The following is an 18,512-nucleotide window of genomic DNA, read 5'->3' on the forward strand; positions in this document are numbered from 1 at the left end:
GTACTACGGTGGTCGCCAGCCTCATTCATAAGGGGCCCACCGTCAGTTACAGATACACCACACTAGTGGACGCAACCGTTGGCGTGTCGTCGGCTGGGCACCTTTTGTCATTTAACGGGTACTTTTCTGATTCCAATGGAGTGTGAGTATTCGGTTGGGAAACCGTTGCCAGAGAAGGCTGGGGGACCGAGGGCGGGTCTGCGGATTCCTCAGAAGCTACCGAAACTGCATCAGCCGTTTCGGCGGGGTACAGGTACATGTGGGGCCGATGCATATGATTTGGATCTCGCGGCTGGATTTAGGAATTAAAATGAGAACCAAAGTGGGGTAAATTCCTGCCAGAAACTTCCAAGTTTCGATATTGCAGTCTCCATTAGTGATAGATCGCACTTATATCGAAAATAAATTATTTATTCTGGACTTTCGCGAGAAGTGCGAGTGAAAATACTAATGGATTGAGATAAAAGTGTGAAAATATGCATCCGCTGGGCGGGTTCGCTATAGTTATAGCCGTAAACATGGTCGCCGATGGGTGCTATATATAAATTGTGTATATCGATGTCAATGACACTTTCAATACGAGGAGTTATCTATCGGACGGCTAGAAAAGACACTCATTTTTGATTGAAAGGGAACGCAAATATGCGCCTTGTGAGCAAATACATTGCTGCAGCTTGCGGAGCAGTCATGCTCGCTACTGGTCTCTCCGGTGTCGCGTCAGCAGCACCGTCCGGTAATCTCGTCACTCTCGGTGACTCCTACTCCGCTAACCCTGACCAAGTCCGAAATACCTTCCGTGGGGTTCCTGGCGCAACCGATAACTACCCCCAACGCGAGGGGTGCCTTCAGGCGCCTAATAACTGGCCGCGGAAGCTTGCCGCAAAGACGAATCGACCACTGGCTGATTGGTCCTGCACCGCTCAGACGTCCAATACCATGAATCAACGCTTGGACCGGGCTATTGACAATGGCGACATCCGCAATGACTCCACCGTCGTCATCGCTGTAGGAATGAATGACTACGGTCCATTTAACTTCGATGTGTTGAAGAGCTCTCCGGATGTCCCGAAAAACGTCCACGACAACTATGTGAACCGTTTGCGGGAAGCTGGCGATAAGATTCACCGCGCAGCACCGGGAGCAAAGATCGTTGTATCGGGCGCACTGCCTACCGTGGATCGTGAACACGCAACGCTCTGCGCGGTCAATGTGATCCCGAACCGCCCGGGCGGTATTTACGTCCCAATCCTGCGGGATGTCGAAAATTGGAACCGTGATAACCAAATTGAGGCAGCTAATTCAATTGGGGCAACCTACGTTGACATGATTGATGGCGCTCGCGGCCATGATACGTGTGCTCCAGATGCCGAGCGTTGGGTCGCTGGCTTGATTGATACCACGACACCGAACTACAACATGAGTATTCATCCGTCGGATGCAGGCTCCGAGTACATGGCTAACACTCTTTTGGCTCACGTATAAGTATTCGAAGCTCCTTTAATTGGAGGCAGTGGTTTCCAACACTGTTCCTGCCTCCAATTTTCAGACCTTCACCAGTGGAGAGCACGGGTGAAGGTCTTTTTATATTTTCCATCTATTCCCGCCGCTAGTTTTAGGCGTGCGAAGGCTGTGGCGTAGCTAAGCATTAGCGCCGGAAGGGACAACGAGCGGGCCCCCTGTAATTGGATCTTCAATAACCAAGGCTTTTAAATTGAATGCGGTGAGAAGTAATTGAGGAGAAATGATCTCCTTGGGAGCCCCAGTTGCAAGAATTTTTCCTTGGTTCATTGCAATCAAATGGTCGCTATATCGAATAGCCAAGTTGAGGTCATGTAAAACCATAACGATGCTGCGCCCCAGTCTTGTTCGCAGTGAACGAATGAGCTCGAGAATTTCGATGGACGTCGCCAAATCTAAGTATGTTGTGGGCTCGTCGAGGAACATAATCTGTGTGTCTTGAGCTAGAACCATGGAAATCCACACTCGTTGGCGTTGGCCACCGGAAAGCTCATTAATGGAGCGTTCGGCGAATTGAAGGGAGCCGGTTTGGGTGAGCGCGGAATAAACTTCCTGCTCATCGGATGCTGACCACTGGCGCAGCCATGATTGATGTGGATGGCGCCCGCGAGCGACAAGATCGGATACAAGTAAACCCTCTGGCGCAATGGGGGCCTGTGGCAACACACTAATTTTTGTAGCCACATCCTTTCGACGAAGCTCACTGATATTGCGCTCACCTAACAATACGGTGCCACTTTCTATGGGCAACAGCCTTGCGAGGCTGCGTAAGAGGGTCGATTTTCCGCACCCGTTGGGACCAACAATCGTAGTAACTTTGCCTTTCGGTAGCTCTACATCAATATTTTCAAGGATCGGAGTATTGCGCGCGTATCCCACAGTGAGGTTTGATGCCGTAATTGCTGTGCGCGAAGTGATTAATGGGTCAGACATTAAGCTGATTGAACCTTCCGATTTTGCTGAACGAGTAAATAGAGTAAAAACAGGCCCCCAATTATCGAAGTAACGATTCCAACAGGAAGCTCGATCCCCAACAGAGCATGAATGACGACGTCTGCACCGAGTAAAAGAATCGCTCCAGTAAAGGCGGAGGCTAGCAGCGGTGGTGTTGCGGTACGGCAGACACGAAGTGCTAATTGGGGAGCGACAAAGGCTACAAAGCCAATGGGGCCTGCTGCGGAGACCGCAACGGCAGTTAATGCTACGGCGAGTATGAGTACAGAGAATTGCACCGCATTGACACGAGAACCGAGTGCCTGTGCCATGTCTGGGCCGAGCGCCGTAGGCAGTAGTTGGTAACTAACCCATCCGAGCAATGGCGCAGACATTATTATTGCAATAGCTACTGGAAAAGTAGTCGTCCAATTTGCTCGTTCAAGTGAGCCAGTCAGCCAAAATTGAGCGATGGAGGCATCGTGCAACTGGGCACGAATCATGGCAAAGCTGATGTAACCAGACAACAGCGAGGTAATGATTATGCCCGAGAGCACGAGCCTGAATGGGTTTGCGGCTCCTTTCCAGGAAAGAATCCACACGACGACGCTTGTACTGACTGCTCCGATGAAAGCGGCCAATGGGACTCCGATGCCGGCCAACCAGCCTATGATGCCGGTACCCGAGCCGAAGACGATAACCGTAACCGCCATTGCTGAGGCGCCGGCGGTTATGCCTAAAATGTCAGGACTGGCGAGCGGATTTCTGGTTACCGATTGTGTTAAAGCTCCAGCGAGACCAAGAGCACAACCTACTGTAAGCGCAGTGAGAGCACGCGGCATTCGCCATTCGAAGACTACTAGTTTCTCCAGTCGAGTGCCTTGGCCGCTGACAATAACTTCCAGTATTCGGCCGAAAGAGATCGGATAATCTCCCAGCATGATAGAAAAAGGCACAAGAAGTAGAGCCAGTATAGCCAGAATGAAAGTGGTAGATAATTGCCACGGGCGCCAAACAACTGAGAGTTCTAATAGTTTTGTGCCAATGCGGAAGGCAGGGCGGCCGGGGACGGAATTGCGGTCACTACTCATAGCGCTACCCCCTTCCGGTGGAAGACGAGCACGAAGAATAAAGGGGCGCCGATAAAAGCGACGACGATTCCTACCGGTAACTCGCCTGGACGTGCGATGATTCGGCCAATGACATCAGCAAGTACCATCAACGTGGCACCTAATAGGGCGGAATACGGCAAAATCCACCGATAGTCAGGACCTGTGATGGCACGAACCAAATGCGGCACTATCAAGCCAATGAACCCAACTGGTCCTGCCATAGCGGTCGCAGCCCCCGCAAGCAAAGAGATTAGGACCATACCGAAGAGGCGAGCCCGATCGGTTCGAACACCGAGACATTGAGCTACATCGTCTCCTAGGTTAAGTCAGTTTAGAGCTGGGGCTGAAGCAAAGGCTAAGACGATGCCCAAGACTGCGAATGGAAGTACTCCCCAAAAGACATCTAGACCTCGACCCGCTACCGAACCTACGGTCCAAAAACGCATACGGTCCAGGTTGGCTTCTTCTGCCAGAATGAGGCCTGTAGTGATCGAATTCAACACGGCAGACAAGGCTGCGCCACTAAGTGTAAGAGTGAGCGGACTAGCATTGCCTCCATTGATGCGTCCCAGGCCGAAGACAATGATGGTTGCACTTACCGCGCCCAAGAAGGCAGCCACAGTTGTTGCAAACATACTGATCGATCCAAAGACTGCGAAAGTGGAAACTACTGCTAAGGCGGCACCAGCGTTGACCCCAAGAATGCCTGGATCGGCGAGCGGGTTTCGGGTGTGGCCTTGAATTAAAGCGCCAGCTACTCCGAGAGAAGCGCCCACTACGATTGCGATCAAGGTCCTCGGCACACGGAGCTCGAAGAGTACGCGCTGTTCAAAGTTTAGAGCAGTTGCACGGTGCGAAGGAACTTCTCTGAGAGCAGATATGACATCGGTTAGCGGAATACTTCTAGCTCCGACAGCGATACTCAAACAAACTCCGAGGACGAGCAGCACCAAACACAGTATGAGTCCCGCAACGCGTCGCGAATAGGTGCGGCTTCGAGGCAGTTGGGTGCAGTTAATGCTGAAACTGGAATGAATATCCATAGTGGGCAGTAGGAAAATCCTGTTCTGTGCGGTGAGACCTGTGTTATTTAGAACCGGACCGGCTTGTCTAGGAGTCAGGTCCATAAAACGAAGAGGCGATAGTTTCAGGCGATTGGCGTGCTGTTGAAGTCCTCCCATTTCCTCAAAGAAAACACTTGTTCCCATTTGTGTCCCACGCTGAGCTAGCGACTGAATTTTCGCAGTTGAACGTCATTAACAACCTGCGAAGTGTAGGTGCGGCACAAATATATGTGCTGTAAGTTAGGTTAGTCAACCCTAATCTTATTGATGTATTGAATGCCGGGCATTTTAGGAATGGAGAAGTGGTCGTAGAAGAGCTTTTGTCCTTGGATTGCAGATGGGAAAGAAGTTCAATCTCTCCGGGGGTGATTTTCCGTCTAGGCAAGGCTGGTTAATGGAATTTTGTGCCGATTTGCAGCGGAGCACTATTGCAATGTGGTGTAGGTAAAGCTAACCTAACCTAAAAGTTGCCTGTGGGTCTTTGGGAAATCCAGTGGAAGACGTTGAGGACAACTTCAGGAAACCGACTTTAAGGAAAAAGGATGTCAGTAAAGAGGAGAGCGCGGTCAACTATCGCAGCCGCAATCTGTGCCGGATTGGTTTTGTCAGGATGCTCGTCGAACGATTCAACCGATGAAGCGGCAACAACCTCCGAAGTTGCAGAGGACGTGACCATTGAGCACGCACGCGGCACGGATACGTATCCGGTCAATCCGCAGAACGTGGTTGCCGTGGGGCCGGCTGTTGATAACCTGCTGGAACTTGGAATTAAACCAGCAGCCGTCGTGCAGAATGCAAAAGACAAGAACTCACCCTGGCGCGAGGGGAAGCTCGATGGTGTCAAGGTGATCGATCAGGCAGATTTCAAAACTCTGCCACAAGAACAAATTGCGGCAATCGAACCTGACTTCATCGTTGGTGACTATTGGACAATATCTGAAGATAATTACAAAGAATTGTCAGCCATCGCACCGACCCTCGGCGGCATCTCCAATAAAGGGGAGGGGATTGGCTGGGAAGCACAGCTAGAAGCTTTGGGCAAGATCTTTAATAAGGAATCCGAAGCGAAGAAAGCCATTGATGAGGATCAGGAGCGTTTCGCTGACGTGAAGGAAAAACTGCCAAACCTCTCTGGTAAAACCGGCATTGTTTCTCAATTCGCCCAGGGATCCTTTGGTGCCGTTGCAGACCCCGAGGATCCGGGTGCATCCTTCATCTACGACCTGGGTATGAAGTTTCCGGATAAGCTGACTGACGGATCGGTCCCAGTTGATAAAGGCCGCGTCACGCTTTCTCCGGAAAACGTGTCTTACCTGGCCGCTGATTTTATGGTCATTTATAACCGCACCGGCTCAATCGAAGAAGTTGAAAATACTCCGGGATACAAAGATTTGCCGCAGGTGAAATCCGGTGCGACTCTCGCTGGTGATGAGGCGGTCGTCGCTGGACTCAACACCCCAACGAGCCTGAGCCGAGCTTGGGTCCTGGACAAGACGATGCCGACGCTGGAAAAGGTTGGAAAGTAGTCAAGGTTTGCTCAACTCCGACGCCTGCTAGATGGGGCTCAGATCGTTGCAGCAGGTAGTCGTCAACGCCTTTCGATTTATCGGAAGGCGTTCTCTCTAAAAGACTGTATCCAAGGCAGTGGTGCGTCCGTTCTTGCCTTTCCGGCAACGAAAACCGACGTCAGGCTTTCCGCATATTCACCCATCGGCGCAGCACGATGGCCGCGTTAAAAGGTCTCTAGGTGAGCTGGAAAATGCTTGGTGTTGGGAAAGGTGTTCAAAGCGTTAGTAACAACTTAATAAGAAAATTTAGGCCATCGAACAAAGTGAATTAAAAGCCATCAAAACCGAGAGGGGAATGGTCTCAAAATGCCAAGGAACAGCCGGAGCAGGGAAATTTATCCAATTTCTTACCGGGAATTATACGTGGAAGATATTGAAGATATATCGCCAGCCATGCGGCGAATTACGCTCAGCGGGGAGCAACTCCGAGACCACGATCGCGATGGTATTTCCGTTCCTTCGCTGATAAGCCATGGTTTTGACGACGACGTTCGGCTCATCTTCCCGGATCCGGAAACGGGGGAGCGGCCGCACCCAATCGCCCAAAACGATGGCAACCTCCTGTGGCCAGAAACTGTTAAAAATCTCTTCCGCACATACACGGTTCGCTACTTTGACACTGTTAACGGGCGGTTAGCAATTGATTTCGCTCGCCATGGCGTGGGCTTGGCTGAAAACTGGTCACAGAATGTCCGGATCGGTGACGCTATTTTTGTGGCAGGTCCAAAGTCGTGTGCGCAGTTACCCACGCATACCGATTGGCTTTTCTTGGCGGGAGACGAGACCGCGCTGCCAGCCATCGGCCGCTGCCTGGAATCACTTCCGACAGGGCATGATGTGGTTGCGGTGATAGAGGTTCCGACGAGCGCTGATATTCAAGACCTAGACATTCCCGATTCGGTACAGATCCACTGGGCCATACGTGACCGAGGCGAGGACTTCGTAGAAAAGTCGCGTGCGCTTTTTGAGGGGACTTCTCAGTCGGCATTGCCAGGTGGCGAAGCATACGCATGGGCGGCGGGGGAGGCCTCCCGGCTGAAACCGCTGCGGCGTTTGTTTAAGGCCTCCGGAATTTCCCCTGAGCATAGGGAAATCACAGGCTACTGGCGGCGTACCAGCCAGAGCGACGCTAAAGAAAGCGCATCGAGTAGCAGCAATAGTGTTTTGCACAATATCCATGATTTGGCTGAGTTGAATTCAGCCTTTGCGCTTCGCACTGCCGTACGTTTAGGGCTCTTTCAAGAGATCGATGCGGGTGCCAAAACAGTTCCTGCCCTTGCTGCTGCGACAGAACTTCACGAGGAGGCGTTGCGGAGGTTTATCCGCTACCTAGCTGCTCTTGAACTCGTCGAAGTCAGCGAGTCCACCTTCACCTTGACCGCAATGGGACTGGAACTGGCGGACCCGGATTCAAAGGTGGTGCGTTGGCTAAGCGGGCCTGCGCATCTTGAGGCGATGGCACTGATGCGCCTTGAACACAGCCTTCGTACCGGAGAGTCGGCACCGCAAGGCGAGAGGGGATTGCCGTGGTCAGAATATCTTGGCCAGGACCCGCAACTGGCAGCCGAACGCTTTGAGCAAAAGAATGTGAGCGCTGGGTGGACTGCTCCTTCCGCGGCAAAGGAACTGCAGCATTATCTCGATGAAAGGGCTCGCGTCCTTATCGTTGGGCAGGGCAGTGCAGTATATGCAGATGAAATTCTCCGGCGATGTGAGCATGCTCAGAGCAGGGTTATCACCGATGCTTCCTCGGAAGCAGTGCTACGGGAAATCGCAGGAGCTTCTCGTGAACGGTGCGGAACGAGTGGCGATGGAACTGGCTTTAATCCCACTGATGCGGACTATGCGTGGGCAACTGATGTAGTCTTCATTGATCCCTGGAGTGTCTTTGGCAACGCAGAGGTGACTGCCCAGTTAGACCGCGCCACTCACGGGGATGCGTTCCATCGGGCTTATATCCTTTCCGAGGTTCTGGAGGAAACCGGGGGCGATGAGCATTCCTATGAAGAGGACTTGGTGAGGCTTTCCATGTTCGGCACGAAGGTGCCGACACAAGAAGATGTCAGCGCTGTTGTCGCTGATAGCGGCGCTCTAATTTCTTCTGCCACGGCTGTTGGCTGGGGTAAACACCTTTTCGTCCTGGAGGCAGAACCGAATTCCTAAAGAGGAGCCTCGGTGGGACAAACGCCTCGAGCTTCACCATTTATTTCCGGACTACGGTTCCACGCGGGAGCCGGGTGGCCGTTACAGCCATAAGTGTGGTGAACACGGTGAAGTAGGCGAAGGTCGTCCAGCCGACCCCGTGGGTAAGGGTCATCAGCACCGTGCAGACTGACACACCGAGTGCGCTGCCAAGTTGGGTCGCTATGCGGCCTGCAGCGCTGGCATGGACGACTTCATCTTTGGTTAAGCCGTGGTAGGTCGCGGACATCGTGAGCACCGTAAGGGCTCCGATGCCGCCGCCGCGCACGAATAGCCCGCAGCCTTGAAGGATGAGCCAGCCTGCCGCCTGGCCGGTGGGAAAAGCGAAAGGTAGCGTTCCGATAATAGTGGCGACAATGCACACGTAGACAGTCTTCCGCGTACCCCATCGGGCGATGAATTTTTTCGATGCCGAGCGGCTGAAATAGGCGCCCACGCTTTGTAGGGCCAGCAGAAGTCCCGCATGCAGTGCGGTGTAGGCGTAGTTGCTCTGGTAGTGCAACGGAATGAGAAACAGTCCGCCATAAAACACGGTGCTTGCAATGGCCAGTGTTGCCCACGCTGAGGAAAAGGAAGCGTGGGTAAATAAGCGGACATCGATAAGCGGCGAAGGCGCCCGGAGCGCATGTAGCACAAAATATCCAATCAGCCCCGCGCTGGCGATGAGGAGAATTCCGCTTGCCCAGGAGCTCATGTGCCCGATGGTGGTAAAGCCATAGACCGCCGTGAGCAAACCGGGGGCGAGCAAGAGGTATCCCGTGCGGTCAAGCTGGGCTGTAGGGTCTGCTGGGGTTCGTTCTAGATAGTGCACGGCAAGGGCAATCGCGGTGATGCCGATGGGAACGTTGATGAGGAAGATGGCGCGCCAGCCGATGGCATCGACAAGCAGCCCGCCCAGTAGTGGGGCAATAGCGGGTGCGATAACCGCCGGTAGCCCGATTGCGGTGATAGCGCGTGTGGCCTGGTCCTTCCCGGCATTAGTGACAATGAGCGTCTGCATCACCGCCACCGAGAAGCCCGCCGCGAATCCCTGCAGGATGCGGAAGGCGATAAGCATGTCTATATGTGTAGAGACCGCGCACAGGATTGAAGCGACGGTGAAGACTGCCAGCGCGGTAATCCAGAGATTTTTGGCGCCGAAGCGGCGCGTTGCCCAGCCGCTGAGTGGAATGGCCATAGTAGAGGCCAACCCGTAGCCGGTGATGACCCATTGGGCGAGAACTATCGGTGCGTTGAAAGCCTTGCCAATGGAATGAATAGCGACGTTGACGATGCTGATATCTAGCAGCGGCAAAATTGAGCCGAAGACTAGGGCGATGACGACCCGCCTAGTCTGGGGATCGAGTTTTTCTTCTTCCTGCATGAGGGGTTCCCTTCGGAGTGTGTGCGCGTGCGCACATGGCGTGGTGAGGTGTGGTCATGATGGAGATAGTGATGGAGGTGTGTGGGTTAAGGGGTGAATGGTCCGTCGTGGGTGAGGGCGGTGAGCATTTCCGCGAATTGTTGTTGCGCGGGCTCCGGCCAGCGGGCGAGGAATTCTTCCAATTTTTGGGTCAGGCGTGAGCGCATTACGGCGACGTTGTCTTGGCCCAGTGGGGTTAGCGACAGTTGTATCCACCGCGCGTCGCGGGGATCGGTAGCGCGCGTGATGAGCCCGGCTTTTTCTAAGACCGAGGCGTGGCGGGATACCACCGAGCGGTCTAAGCCGATAACGGTGGCGAGCTCTTTTGGGGTGGAGGGACCACAGCGGTCTAGGCCGCTGAGTACCAAATACGTAGATTCATTGATTTCTTCACCGAGCCCCTGGGTGAGGTGGGCGTACATGCGTCGGCGGAGGCTGCGCTGGGAAAGGAGTCCCAGTGCGTCGGCGACTTGTTTGCTTGGAGTGTCCATGCCAGCAGAATACATGCAGAGTACACGCGTGTCTAGTGCACGCGTGCCTATTGCACGCTAATTTTGGCGAGATGGTTGCGGTAAAGAGCGGAAAGCGTTTAAAACAACCGCGTTTGTCCATTTTTCGGCCCGATTTTTGGCGAAACGCGGTTGTTTTGGACAGCCTGACGCTCAGCCATACCTCTATCTGCTGGGATGGGCACTTAAATCGCGCAAAAGAGCCTTCCGGTTTCGAATTCCGGTTCCCCGTGCACGCACCTTAACTTTCTGGAACGCTAGGATAGGAAAGAATAGATCTAGTTAAGGAGTACAAAGCAATGGCTAAAGAAAATGCACGCGCCCTTGGCCACGAAGTAGACGTGGACCGCGAGAAGTTTACTTACCTGGCATCGACTGATGCCGAGGGCAACAAGATTGAATCCGGCAAGGTTGCTGCAGCGGGAGCCGGTGCCGCGGGAGCTGCTGCTGCCGGTGCCGCTGCAGCGGCGAACGCGGATGAGCAGAACGATTCCGTGACCCAGAGTGATTACGAGCCGAAGAACCACGTCGTTACTGGTGCTGAGGAAGAACACGTCGCCGCCGCGTCCGAGCAACCGGATCTGCAGGAACAGCTGGATGAGGACAACGCGGACTATGAGCCCTCAGAGCACGTCGTGGGCGAGGCCGAAGAAGAACACATCGGCACCGCACCAGAGCAGCCGCAAGAGGATGTGGCAGATGATGAACGCGATGACTTCGATGACTTGAAGGACAAGGTCACCGAGGCCGGCAATGTCGTTGAAGAAGCCATCAACCGCGCTAAGGACTTCGTGGAAGACAAGGCGCAGGAATACCATGACGGATCCGGCAAGAAGGGCGGATTCTTTAACCGCGTGAAAGACGTTGTGCGCGAGGCTCGCGATAACCTCGACGAGAAGCGCAAGTAGTTAACTACGTCTGGGCCGCTGCTTTCCCGTAGGGGGAGGGGCGGCGGCCTTTGTGCTGCCGCGCTAGTCCAGCGCGTGCAGGTAGAACCGGCGGATAAGGATGCGGCGGGGGATATCGACAAGCGGGCGCAAGAAGGGCAGGGAGGGCTCGGAGGCGGCATCGATAAGCAGCAGCGTCCGCCCATCGCGCAAGCGCTCCAGGTAAAGGTTTCCTCACCGCGCTCGAGGTGACCGGGCAAGGTGCCGTAGGTAAAGCCGCAGCGGCCATCGTCGGCGAAGGTCTCGACCACGCGGCAGCGGAAATCAAACGGGCCAAGGCCCATGGTGACCTCGGCGCCTTCTTGTACGACTGGGTGGGTGGGGTGCACACGGAAAAGGCCGCTGCGCTGGATGCCCCAACGAAAGAGCCGGTGGGCTGCGGTATCGAAATCCGCGTCGATGACCCTGCTCATGTGCAGCTGCGGGAATCCGGCGGTATCGGAATAAGAAAGCGGCTCTGGCATCTTAAGTCTCAGCGCTAATCTGTGGGGAGCTCATGGGGTGAAGAATAGGGCATCGAAAAGTTTTTGGGTACGGATTAATAGTGTGATCACCCCCGAAACCTGAAAGAACGGTAACGGCTTGGAAACAGTCACAGGACTGAGCTGCTTTCACACGAGATTCATGTCAGGATTTAGCTAGCACGATCTTGACAACTGAAAGAAGGTACTTTGATGCTTCGCATTCCGCACCTAAAGAAAGTCCTGGTGGGCTCGGCTTTCGCTGGTGCGTTTTTCTTGGGTTCCCCTGCAGCAGGCGCCCAAGAATTGCCCCAACCGGATATTGACTCGGCAGGGTTAATCAACCAAGTGCGTGATGGCCTCGCGGACTTTGGCATTGAGACCCCTGAGGTGGATAAGCAGGTCACCGATACCGTAGATTCTGCGGTGCAGAACGCGCACGATACGGTGGCGAATAAGGTCCAGCAGGGGGCTCAGTATGCGGAGCCAGCCACGAACCCGAACCCGTTCGGGCTGCTGGAACAAGCCACCCAGGTAGAGCAAAAGCCACTGGGTAATAATCCCAACTACCAGTGGAAAAATGATGGATTTTCCAAGGTAGCCGCAGGCAAGCCCGATGCAGATTTTGTTCTGCACCGCGTGCCGGGGTCCTTGTTCGATGCCCCGCGCATTCCTGAGGAATCCGATGTTGCCATGAACCAAGGCAAGTCCCTCTATGGCCCTGGAACTCCCATCTACATCAATGGTGACACCATGTGCACCTTGAGCGTTGCCGGTCATGACGATGCTGGCCGCAAGGTGGGGCTGACCGCGGGGCACTGCGGCAATGAGGGCGATGCCATTATTTCGGCCGATTCCGATCACATTGGCCCGACGGGCACCATCGTGTCCAAGAACGACGAGCTAGATTATTCGGTTATCGAATTCGGCTCTAACGCAGAGGTCACCCGCACCTACAACGGGGTTACCGTTAACTCCCTGGGCGGGACCGTAAACCCGGGTGAGACCGTGTGCAAGCAGGGTGTTGCCACCGGCAAGACCTGCGGTATGACCTATCAGCAGGCACAAAGCATCCATGTCAACCAGGTCTGTGCCATGATGGGCGATTCCGGTGCACCATTGCTCGCCGGTGACCGCCTCGTCGGTTCCATCTCCGGCGGCTTCCTGCCGGTGAACTTCCCGTGTCGCACCCCGCTGCAAGGTGCGGTTCACAACCCCACCGCCGCTACCAACATGGACACCATGTTGGCGGATATGAACCGCCGCGGTGGCGTTGGCGCAGGGTTTACCCTGCCCGAAGCATAAGCGCGAAGCAGACAGCGCCCCGTTCAGCCTTGAGAGCCGCACGGGGCGCTTTTTCATGCGCAATTTCTATGGGCATATAACGCGCATGCGTCCCGCCAAAGTGGGGGAAGCGCAGGGTAGTCTTGCCTGCGTAATCGCCATAAACTAAGGTGAGACTTACCTATTACCCGCTTAGGGATAGTCAATATCTGCTGTGGCTAGTACTTCCATAGCTAAGTTTGAACCGAGGTTTCCCCATGCACCAAACCCATTCCACCCCACCAGAAACCGGTCCCATGCGCGCGGATCAGGCACCCGCCGATGCCGTGGTGGAACTGTCCGCTGATTGCCTGCACAACGCGATAGAGACCCAACCAGCACTGGCCGTACGGCTGCGCGAGCTGGGCTTTCGCCCAGGCACCCGCGTGCAGATTGGCCGCACCGTCGCCGGCGGTGCGCGCGTGGTCACCGTGGGCACGGCCCGCTACGCGGTGGATGCGCACACGCTGCGCCAACTCGAAGTCATTCCGCTGGAGGCATAAGCCATGGCACATAACTCCACGGCCCCAGCAAGCTGCCACAGTACCTCTAGTATGCGGATAGCGGCGGAAGGCACGCCAGTCCTGGCACTGGTGGGCGCGCCCAACTCCGGAAAATCCACCCTCTTTAACGCCTTGACCGGCGCGAAGGTCCAGACTGGCAACTGGCCGGGCACCTCCGTCGAGGTCAGCCGCGGGCTCTGGAACGCGCAGCCAGAGGCCTTCGACATCATCGACCTGCCCGGTGCCTATTCACTTGAGCCCATGAGCCCGGATGAGGCCTTTACCAAGCAGATGCTCATTGACTGCCCGGTAGACGAGCGCCCCGATGTCGTCGTGGTCCTCGTGGATGCAACGGCCCCAGCCCGTGGGCTCAATCTGGCGCTGCAAATCGCCGCCGAGCCCTACCGCGTGGTCATCGGCGTGACCAAGGAGGATATGGCCGAGCAGCAGGGCATTAGCATCGATACTGATGCGCTCTCCCGCGTTACCGGCATGCCAGTGGTCAGCGTCAATGGCCGCCGCCGGCGCAACCTCGACGGGCTGGAAACTACCGTGGCACAGGCCATGCGCGCCGAGCCAACCATCATCCGCCAGGATTCCGGCCTGGATCAGCGCTTTGCGGATCTCGATGCCGCCGAAAAGGCCGCGGTCTACCGCGTGGAGGTAGGCGAGACCCTCACTCAGCGCGTGGACCGCGTGGTGCTCCACCCGGTGGTGGGCCCGCTGTTCTTCCTCGCAGTGATGTGGGCGGTCTTTTTCATCACCACCACGGTGGCAGGGCCCATGCAAGATGGCCTCGAAGCCCTTGTCACCGGTCCGGTTTCAGATGCGGCCCGCGCCGGGCTCGAAGCCATTGGTCTGGATCACTGGCTTATTTCGGGCTTGCTTGTTGATGGCCTCATTGGCGGCGTCGGCATGGTGCTGACCTTCGCCCCGCTGCTGGCGCTGATGTTTCTGTGCCTGGCCGTGCTGGAGGATTCCGGCTACATGGCCCGCGCGGCGGTGGTCACCGATAGGGTGATGCGCTCGATTGGCCTGCCCGGCAAGGCCTTTATCCCCATCGTGGTGGGCTATGGCTGCAACGTGCCAGCGATTTCGGCCACGCGCGTGCTTGGCGATGTCCGCCACCGCATCCTTACCTGCCTGCTCATCCCGTTTACTTCGTGCTCGGCGCGGCTCATCGTCTTTATGATGCTGGCGCAGGTCTTCTTCCCCGATCACGCCGGATCGGCCGTCTTTGGCATGTACGTCTTATCCATCGCCTTGGTGGTTGCCGTGGGCCTGACGCTGCGGAAAACGGTCTGGCGCGCCATGCCGTCCGAGGCGCTCGTAATTGACCTTCCTTCGTATCAGCTGCCCACGCTCAAACTATCGGTCTCGGTTATGTGGGTGCGCTTGAAGGGATTTCTTCACACCGCAGGCGGCATCATCGTGGCCACGGTGGTGGTCATTTGGCTGCTCATGTCCATCCCAGTTACCGGTGGGCATTCCTTTGACGAGGAAGCCGTCCCGCCGGAGGACTCGGCGTATGGCGCGGTTTCAAAGGCGATATCCCCGGCCTTCGCGCCGGCAGGCTTCGATTCATGGTCCCTGACCGGCCCGCTGGTTACCGGCTTCGTGGCGAAGGAAACGCTGATTTCCACCTGGGCGCAGACCTACGCCGTCGATGACGTCACGGATGCTGATCCTGAGGAGCAGGCCGAGTCTTCGCTGGCCGATCACATCCGCAGCGATTTCGATGCCGCCTCCGGTGGGCACGGGCTGGCCGCGGTGTGGGCGTATATGGTCTTTCTCTTGGCCTATACCCCGTGCGTGGCTACGGTGGCCGCGCAGCGGCGCGAAATCGGCTGGAAGTGGACGCTCATCGGCTTTGTACTGCAGCTCGTCACGGCTTGGGTCTTGGCAGTCGGCGTCTTCCAGGTGCTGAGGTTATTCCTATGAGCCCTACAGACAAGGTAAAAGAAGCGATCCGCGGCGGTCACTCCACCCCCGCGGATATCGCCCGCGCGACGGGATTAGGGCAGGGGACGGTGGAAGTAATCCTCGCACATTTGGAGCACAGCGCGCAGCTCGTGCGCGAATCGCTGTCCTCGTGCCCCACGGGCGGTTGCGGAAGCTGCTCGCACAGTGACGGCTGCTCCGGCGCCGAGGGCGGGCGCCGTGAACCGGTCCTATTGAAGCTTTCGGCCCGCCCTTAATCCTGCAGCATCTGCAAAGCGGCCTTGTGCAGGCGGCCATTGGAGGCAATGGCTGATCCGCCGTGCGGGCCAGGATTGCCGGAAAGATCCGTAAACGTGCCGCCTGCCTCGGTCACCAGCAGGGAAGGGGCGGCGAGATCCCAGAGGGAGACCTCCGGCTCGGTGGCGATATCGACGGCGCCTTCTGCCACGAGGCAGTAGGACCAGAAATCGCCGTAGCCGCGCAGGCGCCACGTCTTATCCGTGAGGTTGAGGAATTTATCGCGCAACCCTCGCTCGGACCAGCCGGTCAACGAGCTCATGGCTAGGGAAGCATCCCCAAGTTTTTCGATCTGGGAGACGTGCAGGCGCTTTGGCTCGCCGCCAAAGACACGGTAGGCACCGGCGCCCTTAGCCGCATACCAGCGCCGGCGCAGGGCAGGGGCGGAGACCACGGAGACGACCGGTTCGCCGTCCTCGAGCAGGGAAATAAGCGTGGCCCATACCGGCACGCCGCGCACGAAGTTCTTTGTGCCATCGATGGGATCGATGACCCACTGGCGGCCTTCGTAGCAGGCCTGGCCGCCGAATTCTTCGCCTAAAACCTCATCGCGCGGGCGGGAGCGCTTCAGCGAATCGCGGATGTGCTTCTCGCAGTTCAGATCCGCATCCGACACCGGGGTCAGGTCCGGCTTTTCCTTCACGGAAAGGTCGGTGGCTTCGAAACGGTGCATCGTGACCACATCGGCGTGACCGGCTAACTCGAGCGCGAGACCTAAGTCTTCTTTGAATTTACCCACGGAGCCATTCCTCCATTTGTTGAACTACTTGTTTATTTCCGGCCAAGCACCACTCGACGCCACCGGCTTCTATCTTGCGGGCCGCACCACCGGCGGCCTCAATGAGAGCCTTGCCGGGGAACCAATCCCAATCTGCTATCGAGTGCTGCATCCAAGCGCCCCACGTACCTTCTGCCACGGAGGCCAAGTCCACCGAACCGGCACCAAGCATACGGACTGTAGCAAAGTTTTCGGTTACCCGCTGCCATGCAGCACGAATTTCTGGATCCGCGAGCGACGTGGGGTGCAGGTAGGACGAGAGCGAGATCTCCTCCGCGGGCTTATCTGCCAGCTTGGCGACGTCCTTGCCATCCAGCGAGGTGGGGTAGTCGCGCCCGCCAAACCAGGTATAGCCCATGGCGGGGCGGTGGACGGCGCCGAGGGCGACCCCGGAGGCATCGGTAAGCGCGAGCGCTGAGCACCAATAATCGGAGCCGGAGGTGAAATTATAGGTGCCATCGACCGGATCGATGACCCAATTGCGCCCGGACTGGGACTCGCGGGCGGTGCCTTCTTCCCCCACCAAGCCGTCCTCGGGGCGCACGGCCTCTAGCACGCCGGCGACGAAGCGCTCGGCGGCGCGGTCAGCATCCGTGACCACATCAGAAATAGAGGTTTTCTGCTCAACCGAGACGCCCATCTCGCGCAAGCGCCAAGCCAAGCGTCCGGCGTTATACACAAGCGCCTGCGCCAAATGGGCATCCCCATCGTCTGCATGCGCGACAATAAACGTTTTGATGACCGCATCGATCATCTCCTGCAAGCTTGGCTTTTGATCCATGCACACCATTGTCACCCTAAATCCCACCAATGGCTAATTCTGTGGGGTAGGTGGGTAAGATTGGGCCCTATGCGTCCCGAAGTAATCACACGGCTCAAGCAATTGGACACCACCCTGACCACTATTGAAAAGGTCATGGATCCGGAAGCCTTGGCTGCGCGCATTCGGGAATTAGAAGCCCAAGCTGGGGATCCCTCGCTGTGGGATGACCCCGAGCACGCACAGAAGGTCACCTCTGAGCTATCAAGCGCGCTAGCAAAGGTCCGCAAACTGGAGTCTTTGCGCGGGCGCTTAGATGATATGCCGGTGATGTACGAGCTCGCGGAGGAAGAAGGCACCGTCTCCGTTGCCGATGAAGACCTCGCTGAGCTGGAAAGCGCCATCGAATCCCTCGAGGTAACCACCATGCTCTCCGGGGAATATGACCCGCGCGAGGCCGTGATCAATATTCGCTCCGGCGCCGGCGGGGTAGACGCTGCCGATTGGGCGGAGATGCTCATGCGCATGTACACCCGCTGGGCTGGAAAGCACGACCATAAGGTGGATATTTACGATATTTCCTATGCCGAAGAAGCGGGCATTAAATCCGCCACCTTTGTAGTGCATGGGGAATACATGTACGGCCAACTTTCCGTGGAACAGGGCGCGCACCGCCTCGTGCGCCTTTCGCCCTTTGATAACCAGGGCCGGCGCCAAACCTCCTTTGCAGAGGTTGAGGTCCTTCCCGTGGTGGAGCAAACGGACCACATCGACGTGCCAGATAACGAGGTGCGCGTGGATGTGTACCGTTCCTCTGGCCCCGGTGGACAGTCAGTCAATACCACCGATTCCGCGGTGCGCCTGACCCATATCCCCACCGGCATCGTGGTCACCTGCCAGAACGAGAAGTCGCAGATCCAAAACAAGGCTTCTGCCATGCGGGTTTTGCAGGCAAAGCTTCTGGAACGCAAGCGCCAGGAGGAGCGGGCGGAGCTCGATGCGCTCGGCGCCGGCGGCAATGCCTCCTGGGGCAACCAGATGCGCTCTTATGTTTTGCACCCGTACCAAATGGTCAAAGACCTGCGCACCAATTTTGAAATGGGCGATCCCTCCAAGGTGCTCGATGGGGACATCGATGGTTTCTTGGAAGCCGGCATCCGGTGGCGGATACAACAAGAGCGCGGCGAGGATTAA

General features: G+C 56.5%; 16 protein-coding genes and 2 pseudogenes. 9 read left to right on the forward strand and 9 right to left on the reverse strand.

The window, feature by feature from the left end; translation table 11 throughout:
* Positions 1–651 precede the first annotated feature (651 nt).
* Positions 652–1,482, forward strand: coding sequence for a GDSL-type esterase/lipase family protein (locus ABRP64_RS10115; protein WP_296087856.1), 831 nt, complete (start codon positions 652–654; stop codon positions 1,480–1,482).
* Positions 1,483–1,638: 156 nt separating this feature from the next.
* Here the strand turns inward: ABRP64_RS10115 and ABRP64_RS10120 are convergent, their stop codons facing one another.
* The 3 genes and pseudogenes from ABRP64_RS10120 to ABRP64_RS10130 form a co-directional block, all read right to left on the reverse strand.
* Positions 1,639–2,451 carry an ABC transporter ATP-binding protein gene (locus ABRP64_RS10120; protein ID WP_296087859.1) on the reverse strand — a complete coding sequence of 271 codons (813 nt, stop codon included), beginning with the start codon at positions 2,449–2,451 and terminating at the stop codon, positions 1,639–1,641.
* Positions 2,451–3,542, reverse strand: a complete 1,092-nt coding sequence (locus ABRP64_RS10125) for a FecCD family ABC transporter permease (protein WP_296087862.1) — start codon at positions 3,540–3,542, stop codon at positions 2,451–2,453. Before ABRP64_RS10125 ends, ABRP64_RS10120 begins: the two co-directional genes overlap by 1 nt.
* A pseudogene (locus ABRP64_RS10130) lies at positions 3,539–4,771 on the reverse strand (FecCD family ABC transporter permease). Before ABRP64_RS10130 ends, ABRP64_RS10125 begins: the two are co-directional and overlap by 4 nt.
* A gap of 524 nt (positions 4,772–5,295) precedes the next feature.
* Here ABRP64_RS10130 and ABRP64_RS10135 point away from each other — a divergent pair.
* Together ABRP64_RS10135 and ABRP64_RS10140 are read left to right on the forward strand one after the other, a co-directional pair.
* Positions 5,296–6,153 (forward strand): ABC transporter substrate-binding protein, encoded by an 858-nt coding sequence (locus ABRP64_RS10135; RefSeq protein WP_349866339.1) that lies wholly within the window; start codon positions 5,296–5,298, stop codon positions 6,151–6,153.
* A 405-nt stretch (positions 6,154–6,558) separates the two neighbouring features.
* On the forward strand, positions 6,559–8,358 hold the full coding sequence (locus tag ABRP64_RS10140; protein WP_349866341.1) for a siderophore-interacting protein: 1,800 nt from the start codon (positions 6,559–6,561) through the stop codon (positions 8,356–8,358).
* Between the two features lie 40 nt (positions 8,359–8,398).
* Here ABRP64_RS10140 and ABRP64_RS10145 read toward each other — a convergent pair whose 3' ends face one another.
* Positions 8,399–9,760: a DHA2 family efflux MFS transporter permease subunit gene (locus ABRP64_RS10145; RefSeq protein ID WP_349866343.1), complete on the reverse strand. Its 1,362-nt coding sequence runs from the start codon at positions 9,758–9,760 to the stop codon at positions 8,399–8,401.
* Positions 9,761–9,846: 86 nt separating this feature from the next.
* Positions 9,847–10,290, reverse strand: coding sequence for a MarR family winged helix-turn-helix transcriptional regulator (locus ABRP64_RS10150; protein ID WP_349866345.1), 444 nt, complete (start codon positions 10,288–10,290; stop codon positions 9,847–9,849).
* A 317-nt stretch (positions 10,291–10,607) separates the two neighbouring features.
* Here ABRP64_RS10150 and ABRP64_RS10155 point away from each other — a divergent pair, with 317 nt between their 5' ends.
* Entirely contained in the window at positions 10,608–11,216 is a 609-nt protein-coding gene (locus tag ABRP64_RS10155; protein ID WP_349866347.1) for a kinesin, read from the forward strand.
* Positions 11,217–11,279: 63 nt separating this feature from the next.
* On the opposite strand, the gene ABRP64_RS10160 is transcribed toward ABRP64_RS10155, so the two are convergent.
* Both ABRP64_RS10160 and ABRP64_RS10165 read right to left on the reverse strand, forming a co-directional pair.
* Positions 11,280–11,408: a hypothetical protein gene (locus tag ABRP64_RS10160; protein ID WP_349866349.1), complete on the reverse strand. Its 129-nt coding sequence runs from the start codon at positions 11,406–11,408 to the stop codon at positions 11,280–11,282.
* A 53-nt stretch (positions 11,409–11,461) separates the two neighbouring features.
* Positions 11,462–11,719: pseudogene (locus ABRP64_RS10165) on the reverse strand (DUF1990 family protein); the annotation flags it as partial.
* Positions 11,720–11,929: 210 nt separating this feature from the next.
* Between ABRP64_RS10165 and ABRP64_RS10170 the strand changes: the two are divergent.
* From ABRP64_RS10170 to ABRP64_RS10185, 4 genes are all read left to right on the forward strand, one after another.
* Positions 11,930–13,021, forward strand: a complete 1,092-nt coding sequence (locus ABRP64_RS10170; protein ID WP_349866350.1) for a S1 family peptidase — start codon at positions 11,930–11,932, stop codon at positions 13,019–13,021.
* A 236-nt stretch (positions 13,022–13,257) separates the two neighbouring features.
* Complete coding sequence (locus ABRP64_RS10175; protein WP_284783634.1) at positions 13,258–13,542, forward strand: FeoA family protein; 285 nt, start codon at positions 13,258–13,260, stop codon at positions 13,540–13,542.
* A gap of 3 nt (positions 13,543–13,545) precedes the next feature.
* Complete coding sequence (feoB, locus tag ABRP64_RS10180) at positions 13,546–15,483, forward strand: ferrous iron transport protein B (RefSeq protein WP_349866352.1); 1,938 nt, start codon at positions 13,546–13,548, stop codon at positions 15,481–15,483.
* Positions 15,480–15,740, forward strand: coding sequence for a hypothetical protein (locus ABRP64_RS10185; protein ID WP_023016941.1), 261 nt, complete (start codon positions 15,480–15,482; stop codon positions 15,738–15,740). Before feoB ends, ABRP64_RS10185 begins: the two co-directional genes overlap by 4 nt.
* Here ABRP64_RS10185 and hisN read toward each other — a convergent pair.
* Together hisN and ABRP64_RS10195 are read right to left on the reverse strand one after the other, a co-directional pair.
* Complete coding sequence (gene hisN / locus ABRP64_RS10190; RefSeq protein ID WP_023025791.1) at positions 15,737–16,519, reverse strand: histidinol-phosphatase; 783 nt, start codon at positions 16,517–16,519, stop codon at positions 15,737–15,739. The two genes, ABRP64_RS10185 and hisN, sit on opposite strands and share 4 nt — an antisense overlap.
* The gene (locus tag ABRP64_RS10195) at positions 16,512–17,348 is read right to left on the reverse strand and encodes an inositol monophosphatase family protein (protein WP_284783631.1); all 837 of its coding nucleotides are present in this window, start codon (positions 17,346–17,348) and stop codon (positions 16,512–16,514) included. The genes hisN and ABRP64_RS10195 overlap by 8 nt, the downstream gene beginning before the upstream one ends.
* Before the next feature lie 60 nt (positions 17,349–17,408).
* Between ABRP64_RS10195 and prfB the strand changes: the two genes are divergently transcribed.
* Entirely contained in the window at positions 17,409–18,512 is a 1,104-nt protein-coding gene (prfB, locus tag ABRP64_RS10200; RefSeq protein WP_284769985.1) for a peptide chain release factor 2, read from the forward strand.

It is taken from the genome of Corynebacterium sp. KPL4015, assembly GCF_040225725.1.
Classification (GTDB): domain Bacteria; phylum Actinomycetota; class Actinomycetes; order Mycobacteriales; family Mycobacteriaceae; genus Corynebacterium; species Corynebacterium rhinophilum.